The organism is Citrobacter amalonaticus, from assembly GCF_018323885.1.
Taxonomy (GTDB): Bacteria; Pseudomonadota; Gammaproteobacteria; order Enterobacterales; family Enterobacteriaceae; genus Citrobacter_A; species Citrobacter_A amalonaticus.
Map to the genome: position 1 here is coordinate 3,030,798 of NZ_AP024585.1, position 14,106 is coordinate 3,044,903.

14 protein-coding genes are annotated in these 14,106 nt (G+C 53.2%); 7 read left to right on the forward strand and 7 right to left on the reverse strand.

Annotated features, from left to right (window positions below; all coding sequences use genetic code 11):
- Positions 1–2 precede the first annotated feature (2 nt).
- On the reverse strand, positions 3–1,361 hold the full coding sequence (gene mhbT / locus KI228_RS14445) for a 3-hydroxybenzoate transporter MhbT (RefSeq protein WP_061069860.1): 1,359 nt from the start codon (positions 1,359–1,361) through the stop codon (positions 3–5).
- Positions 1,362–1,487: 126 nt separating this feature from the next.
- On the opposite strand from mhbT, the gene KI228_RS14450 reads away from it, so the two are divergent.
- From KI228_RS14450 to KI228_RS14475, 6 genes are all read left to right on the forward strand, one after another.
- A complete protein-coding gene (locus KI228_RS14450) occupies positions 1,488–2,396 on the forward strand; it encodes a LysR family transcriptional regulator (RefSeq protein WP_042317990.1) in 909 nt (302 codons plus the stop codon).
- Positions 2,397–2,527: 131 nt separating this feature from the next.
- Positions 2,528–2,926: a CidA/LrgA family protein gene (locus KI228_RS14455; RefSeq protein ID WP_043000132.1), complete on the forward strand. Its 399-nt coding sequence runs from the start codon at positions 2,528–2,530 to the stop codon at positions 2,924–2,926.
- Positions 2,923–3,618 (forward strand): CidB/LrgB family autolysis modulator, encoded by a 696-nt coding sequence (locus KI228_RS14460; protein ID WP_044258648.1) that lies wholly within the window; start codon positions 2,923–2,925, stop codon positions 3,616–3,618. The genes KI228_RS14455 and KI228_RS14460 overlap by 4 nt, the downstream gene beginning before the upstream one ends.
- Positions 3,619–3,747: 129 nt before the next feature.
- Positions 3,748–4,632 carry a cytidine deaminase gene (gene cdd, locus KI228_RS14465; RefSeq protein WP_061069858.1) on the forward strand — a complete coding sequence of 295 codons (885 nt, stop codon included), beginning with the start codon at positions 3,748–3,750 and terminating at the stop codon, positions 4,630–4,632.
- 202 nt (positions 4,633–4,834) lie between these two features.
- Positions 4,835–5,554, forward strand: coding sequence for an outer membrane permeability protein SanA (sanA, locus tag KI228_RS14470; RefSeq protein WP_043000129.1), 720 nt, complete (start codon positions 4,835–4,837; stop codon positions 5,552–5,554).
- 2 nt (positions 5,555–5,556) lie between these two features.
- On the forward strand, positions 5,557–5,796 hold the full coding sequence (locus KI228_RS14475; RefSeq protein ID WP_043000128.1) for a DUF2542 family protein: 240 nt from the start codon (positions 5,557–5,559) through the stop codon (positions 5,794–5,796).
- 51 nt (positions 5,797–5,847) lie between these two features.
- Here the strand turns inward: KI228_RS14475 and mglC are convergent, their stop codons facing one another.
- From mglC to folE, 6 genes are all read right to left on the reverse strand, one after another.
- The gene (mglC, locus tag KI228_RS14480) at positions 5,848–6,858 is read right to left on the reverse strand and encodes a galactose/methyl galactoside ABC transporter permease MglC (RefSeq protein ID WP_043000126.1); all 1,011 of its coding nucleotides are present in this window, start codon (positions 6,856–6,858) and stop codon (positions 5,848–5,850) included.
- 15 nt (positions 6,859–6,873) lie between these two features.
- Positions 6,874–8,394, reverse strand: a complete 1,521-nt coding sequence (gene mglA / locus KI228_RS14485) for a galactose/methyl galactoside ABC transporter ATP-binding protein MglA (protein WP_043000125.1) — start codon at positions 8,392–8,394, stop codon at positions 6,874–6,876.
- 66 nt (positions 8,395–8,460) lie between these two features.
- A complete protein-coding gene (mglB, locus tag KI228_RS14490) occupies positions 8,461–9,459 on the reverse strand; it encodes a galactose/glucose ABC transporter substrate-binding protein MglB (RefSeq protein ID WP_043000124.1) in 999 nt (332 codons plus the stop codon).
- Between the two features lie 294 nt (positions 9,460–9,753).
- Entirely contained in the window at positions 9,754–10,779 is a 1,026-nt protein-coding gene (galS, locus tag KI228_RS14495) for an HTH-type transcriptional regulator GalS (protein WP_044258641.1), read from the reverse strand.
- 142 nt (positions 10,780–10,921) lie between these two features.
- The gene (gene yeiB / locus KI228_RS14500; protein WP_043000122.1) at positions 10,922–12,079 is read right to left on the reverse strand and encodes a DUF418 domain-containing protein YeiB; all 1,158 of its coding nucleotides are present in this window, start codon (positions 12,077–12,079) and stop codon (positions 10,922–10,924) included.
- A 14-nt stretch (positions 12,080–12,093) separates the two neighbouring features.
- Positions 12,094–12,762 carry a GTP cyclohydrolase I FolE gene (folE, locus tag KI228_RS14505; RefSeq protein ID WP_043000121.1) on the reverse strand — a complete coding sequence of 223 codons (669 nt, stop codon included), beginning with the start codon at positions 12,760–12,762 and terminating at the stop codon, positions 12,094–12,096.
- Positions 12,763–13,070: 308 nt separating this feature from the next.
- Between folE and fghA the strand changes: the two genes are divergently transcribed.
- A complete protein-coding gene (gene fghA, locus KI228_RS14510; RefSeq protein WP_061069857.1) occupies positions 13,071–13,907 on the forward strand; it encodes an S-formylglutathione hydrolase in 837 nt (278 codons plus the stop codon).
- The last annotated feature ends 199 nt before the right edge of the window (positions 13,908–14,106 follow it).

The window sequence follows — 14,106 nt, forward strand, 5'->3', positions numbered from 1 at the left end:
CCTTATTCGTTCACGACGCTTGCGTGCGGCATAGCATCAGGGACAGAGGCTGACTGGCGGACAACTACCGTAAGTACGGCTAACATCACCGCGCTAATGGCCGCCGGAACAGCGATAATGAAAAACAAGGTGTCGAAAGAGAAATTCATCGCCATCATCACGCCGCCGGAAAGCGAACCGACAATCGCTCCGCAGCGCCCCACCGCGTTGGACCAGCTCACGCCCGTCGCCCGACTCTGGGTGGGATAGAGCGTGGCGGTTAAGGCATTGAGGCCCACCTGCGATCCGCTGATACCTACCCCGGTACCGAAAATCGCCAACGCCATCAGCCATAAACCGTTTTCGCTCAGGCCAATCATGACAATGCATACCGCTCCCAGCGCGTAGCTCGTAGCCAGCACCCGGAAGGGATTGTGTTTATCCATCAGCACGCCCAATGCCAGCGCGCCGAGCGTACCGCCAATCTGGAACGCCGCCGTCACCCAGGAAGCCTGCTGCAGGTCAATCCCACGATGGTTCAACAGCGTCGGCATCCAGCTCGACAGCAGATAGATGATTAACAGACTCATGAAGAACACCACCCATAACATCAGGGTAATGGGCAACTGGCGGCCAACAAACAGCTGACGAATGCTGCCTTTGGCTATCGCCGCCGCCTCCTGGAGGTAAAACTGGGTATTGTCGTAACGTTCGCCGGTGATCGCGCTGACCGTTCTGGCGATGGTTGCCTGCGGCAACTGGCGACGGACCTGCCAGCGTGGAGATTCCGGCAGGACCGCGAGCAGGACGAAGAACAGTATCAGCGGTAACACGCCGCCGAGGACCAGGATCCCGTGCCAGCCAATAACCGGCACCAGCTGCGCGCTGACAATTCCGCCCATCGCTGAACCGAGCGTAAAGCCACAGAACATCAGGGTGACCAGCGCACCGCGGCGGCGGGCGGGCAAGTATTCAGAGGTCATGGTGATGGTGTTGGGCATGGCACCGCCGAGGCCCAGACCGGTCAGAAAGCGCAGGATAACCAGCGTTTGCAAATCCGGCGAAAAGGCGGAGATCAGGCTCAGCGCACCAAACAATGCCACGCAGAGCTCAATCACCCGTTTGCGACCGAAACGGTCAGACAGCGGTCCGCAAAGTAAGGCGCCGGCGGTAAGTCCTAACAGACCTGCGCCAAACAGCGGAGCGAGGTCTCCGGCAGTTAACTGCCAGTGGGTACGAATATCGGGTGCAATAAAGCCAATGGCTGCGGTATCAAAACCATCAAGCATGACCACCAGAAAGCAGCAGATGATCACCCGCCACTGTGTCTTGCTGACAGGAGCAGCATCGATCAGGGCTTGTAGTTCACGTCGTTGAGTCATAGTGAATGCCTCGGTGCAGGTAGGGACAGATGTTGTTTTGTTTTTGGTATGTTACGAGTTTGTAGACTGGGCGATAAAATGTACAATGGCATTTCATGCAGAGACATAACCTGGAGGTTATCGCTGATGGCAAACTGGGCGCAAAAACTGAAGCTGCACCATCTGCAAATGCTGGTGGCGCTGGGCGAACAAGGGAATCTCACGCACGTTGCACGAATGATGAATATCACCCAGCCCGCGCTGTCGAAATGGCTGTCACAGCTCGAAGATGAGATGGGGATCACGCTCTTTGAACGTCACAGTAAAGGCCTGCGCCCCTCGGAAGGCGGCAAGTTGCTGCTGCAACACGCCCAGCGCTTAATCAATGACATGGAGCGTTCACAGTATGAAATGGCACGCTTTAAAGAAGGCGGGCTGGTAGGGAGCCTGAAGATTGGCTGCTCGCCAGTGGCGACCGACTGTGTGTCGCAGGCGATCCTTAATCTGCTCGTGGAGATGCCGACGCTGCACCTTAACATTGAAGAAAAGGTCATGACGCCGCTGCTGCACGACCTGCTTGCCGGTTCCGTGGATGTCGTGGTCGGCCGCGTCGGTGGGCGAGCGCTGCAGCTTCCGCTCAATTATCAGGTGCTGTATACCGAACCCGTTTGCTTTGTCGCCCGTCCCCACCATCCATTAGCGAAGTTTGACACCCTGAGCTGGGCCGATCTAGCGCACTGGCGCTGGATCGTCTGGCCGACGGGAACGCCTATCCGCCTGAGTATTGATAACGCGCTGGTCGATAACGGAGTGATGTTGCCGGAGAACACCATCGAGTCGGCATCGATGAACGTCAGTACTAACCTGCTGCAAAGCAGCGATATGATCTCTATCCTTTCTTTACGGCTGGCGCAGCGCTATGCCAGCCAGGGACAGCTGGTGATCCTCAACCTACCGAAGATTGAACAAAAAGGCAGCGTGGGCGTGTTCTGGCGCAATAATGAGACGCCGTCCAGCGCGCTGAGTCGTTTTCTGCAACTGCTGGCACAAGTTTAGCATCACGTATTGGGGATATTGCCCAATGTTCCCGCTGTCTATGTTCAGTATGCTAAGAATTCATGATGTGATCGATAGCACGTTTTAAAGTTTAATTGTATGATGAATCCGTCGCTTCGAGGAATTTCAACATGAGCAAGACACTGAATATCATCTGGCAATACTTACGCGCTTTCGTGCTGATTTATGCCTGTCTGTATGCAGGCATTTTTATTGCGTCCCTGCTGCCTGTCGCCATTTCTGGCAGCATCATCGGGATGCTGATCCTGTTTGTGCTGCTGGCGCTGCAAATTATCCCGGCGAAATGGGTGAATCCTGGCTGCTATGTGCTGATTCGCTATATGGCGCTGTTATTTGTGCCGATTGGCGTCGGCGTGATGCAGTACTTCGATCTGCTGCGCGCGCAGTTTGGCCCGGTGGTGGTGTCGTGTGCGATCAGTACGCTGGTGGTGTTTCTGGTCGTGAGCTGGAGTTCACATCTGGTTCACGGTGAACGGAAAGTGGTGGGTCAGGAAGGATCTAAAGAATGATGTCGTCAATCTGGTGGTCTTTACCGCTGACGCTGGCGGTTTTTTTCGGTGCGCGCAAACTGGCGACACGGTTTAAATTTCCCTTACTGAATCCGCTGCTGGTGGCGATGGTGGTGATTATCCCGTTCCTCCTGCTGACCGGCATCTCCTACGACAGCTATTTTAAAGGTAGCGAAGTGCTGAATGACCTGCTGCAACCGGCGGTCGTGGCGCTGGCCTATCCACTGTATGAACAGCTGCATCAGATTCGCGCCCGCTGGAAGTCAATCATTACTATCTGTTTTGTTGGCAGCGTTGTGGCGATGGTGACCGGCACCACAGTAGCGCTGTTGATGGGCGCCACGCCTGAAATCGCCGCCTCCGTCTTACCGAAATCCGTCACTACGCCGATTGCGATGGCCGTGGGCGGCAGCATCGGCGGCATTCCGGCGGTCAGCGCCGTGTGCGTGATTTTCGTCGGTATACTCGGCGCCGTCTTTGGTCATACCCTGTTAAACGCCATGCGCATTAAAACCAAAGCCGCACGCGGACTGGCGATGGGCACCGCGTCCCACGCCCTCGGCACCGCCCGCTGTGCGGAGCTGGATTATCAGGAAGGCGCATTCAGTTCGCTGGCGCTGGTGATTTGCGGGATTATTACCTCGCTGATCGCCCCGTTCCTGTTTCCGGTTATTCTCGCGGTTGTGGGCTAAAATTTGCGATACGTCGCGCATTTTTAATTTATGTTTCATAAGTTGCATACACAATGAGAATTAGATCACACATATAGCCATAACAGGCCCGTACACTACGATCCCAATACATTGTTATGAGGCAACGCCATGCACCCACGTTTTCACACTGCGTTTAGCCAACTTGCGGACAACCTGCAATCCGCGCTGGCGCCCATTCTGGCAGATACGCATTTCCCCGCGTCGCTGACGGCTGAGCAGGTATCAATACTTAAAAGCGCAACGGTACTGGACGAAGACGCACTGGCATTCGCGCTGCTGCCGCTGGCGGCGGCCTGCGCCTGTACGCCGTTGTCGAACTTTAACGTTGGCGCAATTGCGCGCGGCGTGAGCGGAACGTGGTATTTCGGCGCCAATATGGAATTCCTCGGCGCGACGATGCAACAAACGGTTCACGCTGAACAAAGCGCCATCAGCCACGCCTGGTTGCGCGGCGAGAAAGGTCTCGCCGCAATCACCGTTAACTACACCCCGTGCGGCCACTGCCGCCAGTTTATGAACGAACTGAACAGCGGGCTGGATCTGCGCATTCACCTGCCCGGTCGGGAACCGCATACGCTGCGCGACTATTTGCCGGATGCGTTTGGGCCGAAAGATCTCGACATCAAAACGCTACTGATGGACGAACAGGATCACGGTTTCGCCCCTCAGGGAGATGCGCTGACGCAAGCGGCCATTGCCGCCGCGAGCCGCAGTCATATGCCGTACAGCCAGTCACCGAGCGGTGTAGCGCTGGAGTGCAAAGATGGACGTATCTTTAGCGGAAGCTATGGCGAAAACGCCGCATTTAACCCGACCATCCCACCGCTACAGGGCGCGCTGATTATGTTGAATCTGAACGGCTATGGTTATGCCGATATTCAGCGTGCGGTGCTGGCGGAAAAAGCCGACGCGCCGCTGATCCAGTGGGATGCCACCGCCGCCACGCTGAAAGCGCTGGGCTGCAGCAACATCGATCGCGTACTTTTGGGCTAATTGTCTGATGGCGTCCGCGCACAGGCCAGATAAGGCGTTTTTATCGCTATCCGGTCTAACCACCTGATGGCGCAACGTTTATCAGGCCTACGCTTGTTTCACGTATTGCTGAAAATCCCCCCAATCAGACTGCTGTTTCTTGCGCTTCGCCAGCGGGTACAGTAGCCTGATTGAAATTTCATCCAGTGACAGAGTTTTCTTCATGCTAAAGCGCGCCCTCTACAGCCTGTTGGTCCTGATCGGCTTGCTGCTGTTGATCGTGCTGGGCCTTGATCGCTGGATGAGCTGGAAAACTGCCCCCTATATTTACGATGAGCTTCAGGACCTGCCCTACCGCCAGGTTGGCGTGGTGCTCGGCACAGCCAAATATTATCGTACCGGGGTGATCAACCAGTATTATCGCTACCGTATTCAGGGTGCGCTGAACGCCTATAACAGCGGCAAAGTTAACTATCTGCTGCTCAGCGGCGACAACGCCTTGCAAAGCTATAACGAACCGATGACGATGCGCAAAGACCTGATTGCCGCTGGCGTCGATCCTGCCGATATTGTGTTAGATTACGCCGGATTCCGCACGCTCGATTCGATTGTCCGCACCCGTAAAGTCTTTGACACCAATGACTTCATCATCATTACCCAGCGTTTCCACTGCGAACGCGCGCTGTTTATCGCGTTGCATATGGGGATTCAGGCACAGTGCTACGCCGTGCCGTCGCCAAAAGATATGCTGACGGTTCGGGTACGCGAGTTTGGCGCACGTTTTGGCGCGCTGGCCGATCTGTATCTGTTTAAACGTGAACCCCGTTTCCTCGGCCCGTTAGTGCCAATTCCCTCCCTGCATCAGGTTCCCGACGATGCCCAGGGCTATCCGGCCGTAACACCGGAACAATTGCTTGAACTGCAAAAGAGACAAGGAAAATAAGCATGGAAGACAAAACGCTTTTTATCGTGATTGGCGTACTGATGATCGTCGCCTGGACCCTGCGGGAAGGTATTAAAGGGTTACGCTCTGGCGTCGTTGAGAAAACGGTCAAAGGTTCGCAAACGCCGCGCTTAATTCAGCGCGCAGAGGAACCTGGCGCTTACTGGAGCTATATTGGCGTCTACTTTGGCCTTTCGGTCGGCGCGCTGCTTGTCGGCATCTGGTTAGTTTTTATCAAATAAAAAAACCGGCGCAGAGCACGTCTGCACCGGTTTGATTCTGCCCTGAAGGGATTACTTCTTACGCGCGTATTTCAGTGAATCCAGTGCGACCGCAAAGATAATGATGCCGCCCTTGATGATGTACTGCCAGTACGGGTTAACGCCGATGTAGGTCAGACCGTAGTTGATGACGGTAAAGATGATCACACCGGTCACCACGCCGAACACCGTTCCCACCCCACCGCTAAACGACACGCCGCCGACCACGCACGCCGCGATCGCATCCAGTTCGTACATAAAGCCCAGGTTGTTGGTTGCCGAGCCGATACGCCCCGCTTCCAGCAGACCGCCGAAGGCATAGAACACACCGGACAGCGCATAGATCATCAGCAGGTTCAGCGCCACGTTCACGCCTGATACCTTAGCCGCTTCCGGGTTACCGCCGATGGCGAAAATGTTTTTACCGAAGCGGGTTTTATTCCACAGCACCCAGACAAACGCCACGGCGATTAGCGCATAGAACGTGATATACGACAGCCGGAAGCTGCCCAGTGCGATAAAGCCCTGCGCAAAGGTCGAGAAGCCGCTATCAAAGCCCGAAATCGGTGAAGCCCCCACGAAGTCGTAATACAGGGAGTTGATCCCGTAGACGATAATCATCGTGCCGAGCGTCGTAATAAACGGTGTTACGTTCAGGTAAGCAATGATAATCCCGTTCACCAGACCGATGACCGCGCCAATAGCACAGACGATCAGGATAACCAGCGCAATCGGCATGGTCGCCATTTCGGGGAACACTTTATTGGCGTTCTCCATCGACTGTAGCAACGTTGCCGCCACCACCGCCGCCAGACCCACCTGACGACCCGCTGACAGGTCTGTCCCCTGGGTGACAATCAGACCGGCGACGCCCAGTGCAATGATAATACGCACGGAAGACTGGGTCAGAATATTACTTAAGTTAAGCAGACTTAAGAACGTGGGATCCTGGAAAATAATAATGGCCAGCAAGACTAAAAGAACGACGTAAATACCGCCCTCTTTCAGATAAGTAAGAAAACTTTTCTTATTTAACGCACTCATGAGGAGCCCCTGATCTTAAAGGTGCAAAGACGCAAGACGCAGAATTTCGTTTTGCGTTGTCGTTTTTGTATCAACAATTCCAGAAACGAGGCCGTTGCTCATGACCAGAATACGATCCGTTATCCCTAACAATTCCGGCATTTCGGAGGAGATAATAATGATCCCCTTACCTTTTTTCGCCAGTTCCGCAATTAACTGATAAATTTCAAACTTCGCACCGACGTCGATCCCACGGGTGGGTTCGTCGAGCATTAAAATTTCCGGTTGCGTCAGCAGCCAGCGACCAATAACCACTTTCTGCTGGTTACCGCCCGAAAGCGAACCAATTTGCGTCTTGTGACCTGGCGTTTTTACCCGCATAGAGTCAATAACCCATTGGGTATCACTTTTCATTCGTGAGTTATCTAACAGACCCACTTTATTTTTGTAATTCTGAATATTGGAAATTAAGGAGTTAAAACCAATGTCCAGATAAGCATAAATCCCGGTAGAACGACGCTCTTCGGTGACCAGCGCGAAACCGTGGTTAATGGCTTCATTCGCACTGTGGTTATTAATCTTTTTGCCGTGCAGCGTAATGGTGCCCGATGATTTCTCACGGATACCAAACAGCGTTTCAACGATGTCAGTACGCTTAGCGCCGACCAGTCCTGCGATACCGAGGATCTCGCCTTTATGCAAATCAAAGGAAACATCCCGAATAGACGGCTGACGCAGCGAGGTCAGGTTGCGCACTTCAAGAATCACTTCCCCCGGATTGTTGGATTTATCCGGGAATCGCTGGTTCAAGGAACGGCCGACCATCATGGCGATGATCTTGTCCATATCCAGCCCTTCCAGCGGTTGCGTCGCAATCCACTGTCCGTCGCGCAACACGGTAATTTCATCACACAACTGGAAAATTTCTTCCATTTTGTGGGAGATGTAGACAATACCGCAACCGCGTTCTTTCAGCTTGCGAATAATGGTGAACAGATGGTTGACCTCTTTTTCGGTTAACGAAGAGGTCGGTTCATCCATAATCACAATTTTGGCGTTATACGAAAACGCTTTGGCAATTTCAATCATCTGCATTTGCGAGACGGACAATGTTCCGACGCGCGCACGCGGATCGATATCAATATCCAGCTCGTCAAAAATCGCTTTGGTATCGCGGTACATTTTATCCTGATCGACAAACATGCCTTTGGTGGGATAACGCCCCAGCCACATGTTGTCCATAACAGAACGTTGTAATACCAGGTTTAATTCCTGGTGTACCATTGAAATACCATTCTCCAGCGCTTCTTTGGCTGAATGAAAATCGATTTCTTTACCCTGAAATAATATGCTGCCAGAATCTTTTTGATAGATCCCAAAAAGACATTTTAATAGTGTCGACTTTCCTGCGCCATTCTCTCCCATTAATGCATGAATCGAATGTGGGCGGACTTTTAAATTAACATTATCAAGTGCCTTAACGCCGGGAAAAGACTTGTTGATGCCGCTCATTTCCAACAAGAATTCGCCTGACGGCTGAGTAGTTGTGCTGACCATAATTATACCTTGTTGGCCTCGCAGAGTGCGGGATGAAAGGGCGCGATAACATCGCGCCCCACAAACTTACTTCTTAGTGAACTCGGCCAGGTTATCTTTATCAACGCCTACGTAAGGAACGCGGACGATTTTATTTTCGATTTTCCACTCAGTGCCGTCAGCCGCCCCCTTGCCATCGGCAAGGTTTTTCGCCAGGTCAAAGGTCGCTTTTGCCTGGTTGTTCGCATCGTTCAGCACAGTACCGGCCAGTGCGCCGGATTTCACCAGTGCCAGCGCTTCTGGCAGCGCATCGACGCCAAATACCGGTACGCTGGTTTTGTTGTGTGCTTTCAGCGCTTCAACGGCGCCCATTGCCATCGCATCGTTGTTGGCAATAACCACTTCAATTTTGTTGGCGTTCGGACCGGAAAGCCACGCATCCATTTTGTCCTTCGCCATTGCGGTGTCCCACATGGCGGTATCTAACTGCAGCTGTTCGGTTTTGATGCCTTTGTCGTTCAGCTCTTTGATAACGTAAGTGGTACGCGCTTCAGCATCCGGATGACCCGGCTCGCCTTTCAGCAGCACGAACTGAATCTGACCGTCTTTGTTCAGATCCCAGCCCTGGTTTGCCGCCCAGTGTTTGGCTATCAGATCGCCCTGGATAATACCGGATTCTTTGGAGTCAGTACCGACGTAGTAAGCCTTGTCATAGCTGTCCAGCGCTTTACGGGAAGGTTCTTTGTTGAAGAAGACCACAGGCACATTCTGACCGCGCGCTTTTTCGATAACGGTGCCCGCAGCCGCCGGGTCAACCAGGTTGATGGCCAGCGCTTTCACGCCTTTTGCCAGCAGCACGTCGATCTGATCGTTTTGTTTGGACTGGTCGTTCTGCGAGTCGTTCATCAGCAGTTGCACATCTGGCGCCGTTTTCGCATCTGCTTCGATAGCCTTACGCACCACGGACATAAAGTTATCGTCATATTTGTAGATTGTCACACCGATGCGAGTATCCGCAGCGTGTGCAGCCGCGCCGAATAACATGCTTGCCATAACGGCAGAAAGGGTCAACACCTTCTTATTCATGGTAACTCCGGTTTTATTATGCAGGGTAGTACGTAAGATAAATGCCCGGCGGGACAAAACGTTAGTGAAGTGTTATGTAAACGCCGAAGCTCATTTTAAAAAAATCTCTCTTCCTTGCCCGGTAACGCTCCAGAAATAGGCTTTAATTTCGCTTAAAGCGCTTTTACCTCGGTAAAAGTGATTACTCACAGTTACATCGTAGTTACAGTGCGACAAGCGGTGCCATCATAGCTATCACAATGTTAAGATACTGTGAATTTACTCACATATTGAAAGCGGTTACATCTGGCGAAATCATAAGTTAGTGATCGCCGCCGCATTCTGTCGTACAGCAACCGAATGACGCCGCACGAGGGTCGGCATAAAGCAGTGGGTCGCGGATAAATCCAGCGTTCCCGCAGCGCCCTGTAATGCGAGTTCTGTCGCCAGTTTTGCCATAGAAGCAATGGGATAGCGCACCGTTGTCAACTGGGGATCGGTGTAACGGGCGATGGGAATATCGTCGAAACCAATGATTGAAAGGTGTAAGGGAATGGAAATGCCGTTGTCCTTTAGCGCCGTCAGCGCGCCCGCGGCCATATTGTCGTTATAGGCAAACACGGCGCTTAGCTGCAGGTTGCGCCCCAGCAGCTCAACCATTGCCGCCTCACCGCCCTGCATATCCGGCGATCCGATGCCAATCCAGCTTTCAGGCGCCACAATGCCCTGCTCCTTAAGCGCACTGCTCCACCCTTCCCGGCGCATGACGTCATCTTCAATGCGGTGACTGGAAGCCAGATAGCCAATCCGCTGATGACCATTATTCAATAACATACGGGTCGCCATTTTCGCGCCGCTGATATTGTCCAGGCACACGCAGCGGTGGGCGTAGCCAGGGACAATGCGGTTGATCAGCACCATACCGGGGATCTGATCCATAAACTCGCCCAGTTCCCGATCGCTTAACGCTTTTGAGTGAACGATCAGCGCGTTACAGCGCTGGCGGATCAACACCTCAATGGCATGACGCTCTTTTTCGGCTTCATGATAGCTGTTGCCGATCAGCACATATTTTTGATGCTGTTGAGCGACCAGATCGACCGCTTTCACCAGCGCGCCAAAAAACGCATCGGACACGTCCATCACCACCACGCCGATGGTTTCACTGACCTGCGTGGCCAGCGCCTGGGCATTGGCGTTTGGCCGATAGCCCAGCAGCGTCACCGCCTTCATTACCGCCTCGCGCGTATCAGGACTGACCAGCGCGCTGTTATTTAACACGCGGGAAACCGTCGCTACCGATACGCCTGCCTGACGCGCCACATCACGAATGGTGATCATATTCACTACCCTGTCTGGAATTGCAGCCACTCGCTGCATAACTGGCGGCTATTTTGTCAGCGGAGGGAAAAGGACTACGTGAGTGCGGTCACAGCGATGAAAGCGCTTACATCCATTTTGTTAATGATTGTGATCCAGATCGTTATCTGGATGTATGGGACAAAGATGTCCCTGACGCTCGCAGGGTTAATTGCCGCCAGAGCCACTCCATCGGGCCCTGAGGCAGGAATCGTAACCAGATCACGGAGAAAAGCAGGTTTGCCAGCCACACCGGGATGACAAACAGCAGCAGTTCCAGTCGGTCAAATTTCATAAATAAGCCGAATTGATAAAACAGCGTGGTGCAAATCACGGTTTGCAGCAGATAATTTGTCAGCGCCATTCGCCCAACACAGGCAATCGCATGAGCGATTTTGCTGCGGCTTAACTGCGGCCAGTAACCAAACATCAGCGCGGTATAGCCGAGCGTCTGAAATGGTGCGCTAAGCTCACGCGGAGCCTGTAACAAGAACGCGCACCAGCGATAGCTCCACTCCAGTTGCCACTGTACGACCACGGCAGGCAGGTTAATAAGTAGACCCACGGCGATCAGTAAAAAACCGCTGCGTCGGTAATGCGAAAGACGAAACTGCCCTTTCAGCCAGCCACTACGCATCAGTGCCGCCCCGAGCAACATCATACCCGCCAGTTGCCAGCCGTACTGCGCGCCCAACGCCAGCAGGCTATTCGATAAGGCATCGACCCGATTACTGATGGCTTCCACGCCGCCATTCACCTTCCAGTATTGTTCATACAGCAACGCAGACGCATCCGGCGTCCAGGCGCGGTTTGTTTCACTGCCGGAGATCGCGCCAAGCAGCAGCAGAACGGCAATGCCGACCAGATAGAGCATCACGCCGGTGTTAAACAGGCTTTTCACCGATGGTGCATCGCGCACCAGTCGCCAGCAGATCAGCCCCACCAGCCCATAGGCCAACAGAATATCGCCGTCCCAAAACAGCAAGGCATGAATAAAACCAAGGAGCACCAGCAGAGTCAGGCGGGACTGGATCCAGCGCTTACCGCGCGGCAGCAGCATTTGCAGGCCCGCGCCAAACAGCAGTGCAAACAAAGTGAGAAATTTTACCTGCGCGAACAGATCCAGAATGGCCCATGTCCAGGCATCTGAAGCCGTGATATTTCCGTACCAGGCGGGATTGAGGTAAGCCGCCTTTGGCAAACCAAAGGCGCTGATATTTAATAGCAGGATGCCAAGGATGGCGACGCCACGGACAAAATCCAGCGTGACATTACGCTCCATAGCTCCTGCCTTAATCAGTTGTGATGACGGACCGCGCGCAAAAATTCCTGACGCGTATTCTGGCTCGATTTAAACAGACCGCCAAGCGAGGTGGTGGTGGTTGCACTGGTGGCATCACGAATACCGCGTGCTTTCACGCAATAATGCACTGCATCAATCGATACGGCCACGTTATTGGTTCCCAGCAGAGTTTGCAGCGCGGTCAGGATCTGTTGCGTCAGACGCTCCTGTACCTGTGGACGTTGAGCAAAGAACTGGACGATGCGGTTGATCTTCGACAAACCAATCACCGACTCTTTCGGGATATAGGCCACGGTGGCTTTACCATCAATGGTCACAAAATGGTGTTCACACGTGCTGGTGAGAGTGATGTCGCGTACGGTAACCATCTCATCGACTTTCATTTTGTTTTCAATGACGGTGATTTTCGGGAAATTGGCGTAATCCAGGCCTGAGAAAATCTCATCGACATACATTTTGGCGATGCGATGCGGGGTTTCCATCAGGCTGTCATCGCTCAGGTCGAGGTTCAGCAACTGCATGATCTCGGTCATATGGCCTGAGATAAGACGTTTGCGCGTTTCGTTATCCATCTCATGCACGGGCGGGCGCAGCGGCGTTTCCAGCCCTCGCGCTACCAGCGCTTCATGAACCAGGGCCGCTTCTTTACTGAGTGATGACATTTATTCTTCTCCTGCAGGTGTGGCGCCTCTGCCCTGCGTGGGGCAAAGTTTGTAGGCTGTTGACAGCCTGATTATTGTGCGTGAGGCCGCGCACATAATCCAGTATTCACAACGATAATTATTGAAATCGCCGTTGCCTTTCAAACCGCGTTTCGTAAAAGGGGACGGGAAGGGTTACATCGACGTGTGCTCGATGATGAAGCAAGTCTGCGCGATGCGGAAGTGAAAGTTACTCACAGTGCCATGAATTATCTGTATTATGGGGAGTTTGCGAACACATTCAGGTTCAACATAACAAGGAGCCACGCATGGAAATGCTCGAAGAGCACCGCTGTTTTGAAGGCTGGCAGCAACGCTGGCGTCACGACTCCACCACGCTGAACTGTGCAATGACGTTCAGCATTTTTCTCCCTCCCCCTCGCGATACGACCCCTCCGCCGGTTCTGTACTGGCTGTCCGGGTTAACCTGTAATGATGAAAACTTTACCACTAAGGCCGGTGCGCAGCGTATCGCGGCTGAATTAGGCATCGTTTTAGTCATGCCGGATACCAGTCCGCGCGGTGAACAGGTCGCCAACGATGAGGGGTATGATCTTGGTCAGGGGGCCGGTTTTTATCTCAATGCGACGCAGCAACCCTGGGCTGCTCATTTCCGCATGTATGATTACGTGCGGGACGAACTCCCGTCGCTGATTCAGGCGCATTTTAACGTCAGCGATCGCTGCGCGATCAGTGGACATTCCATGGGCGGTCACGGTGCGCTGATCATGGCGTTGAAAAATCCAGGCAAATACACCAGCGTTTCTGCATTCGCCCCCATCGTTAACCCGTGCCGCGTCCCGTGGGGAGAAAAAGCGTTTCTCGCCTATCTCGGCGAGGATCGCGCCGCATGGACGCAATGGGATAGCTGTGAGTTGATGTACGCCAGCCAGCCGGAAGACGCCATCCCGACGCTGATTGACCAGGGCGACAGCGATCAGTTTCTGGCCGATCAGCTCCAACCCGCGGTTCTGGCTGAAGCCGCACGCCAGACCGCATGGCCGATGACGCTGCGTATTCAGCCTGGTTACGATCATAGCTATTACTTTATTGCCTCATTCATTGAGGATCATCTGCGCTTCCATGCCGAACATTTGATGAAATAACCGCAGGAGGGCAATGCGCCCTCCTTCTTCTTCTCCACATCTCCATGATTTCTTCATTTTTTCCTCACATTTACGTTCCGCTATCTTATTGACTTAAAAGGTTTTTCCTTACAAACCAAACAAACGCAAATGATTTCAATTATCATTTGTGTTTACAAATATTCATTCTTTTGTACAATTTCCCCCGCTTCTTTACCGC